This is a genomic window from Photobacterium rosenbergii, from assembly GCF_033022775.1.
In the GTDB taxonomy this organism is placed as follows: Bacteria; Pseudomonadota; Gammaproteobacteria; order Enterobacterales; family Vibrionaceae; genus Photobacterium; species Photobacterium rosenbergii_A.
This window is the reverse complement of the sequence record NZ_JAWJZI010000053.1, coordinates 1-464: the sequence shown is the minus strand read 5'-3', so window position 1 is coordinate 464 and position 464 is coordinate 1. Positions and strand designations below refer to the sequence as shown.

Annotated in this window: 1 protein-coding gene; it reads left to right on the top strand. The window is 53.4% G+C overall.

Features of this window, described 5'->3' with window-relative positions:
- Window positions 1-464: Calx-beta domain-containing protein (locus R2X38_RS26660; RefSeq protein ID WP_317525347.1), on the top strand; the 464-nt coding region annotated here is incomplete at both ends.

Here is a 464-nt window from a genome sequence, read left to right as displayed (position 1 = left end):
TTTGATGTGCGTATTGCTTCCATTGATGACGCGGTGTACGAAGGCCCAGAAGATTTCAGCGTGACGGTGACTGGCATTGGGGCGGTGCAAGGTAGCGATACCGGTACGGCAACGATAGTGGATGACGGCACGGGTCCAGGACCTGATCCGGATGATGACCGTCCAAGCGTGACTATTTCAGATGCTGGCACCATTAATGAGGGTGATACAGCGAACTTCAAAGTGACGCTATCGAACGCGTCTGAAGCGGAAACGCAAGTAGAGTTGGGTCTTAATCTCGGCGATACCGAAGTCGGTGACTTAGGCACCCTAGAATACAACACAGGCTCCGGTTGGGTTGCAGTGCCAAACGATGGCGTAGTAACGGTGCCAGCGGGGCAAACTGAGTTTGATGTGCGTATTGCTTCCATTGATGACGCGGTGTACGAAGGCCCAGAAGATTTCAGCGTGACGGTGACTGGCAT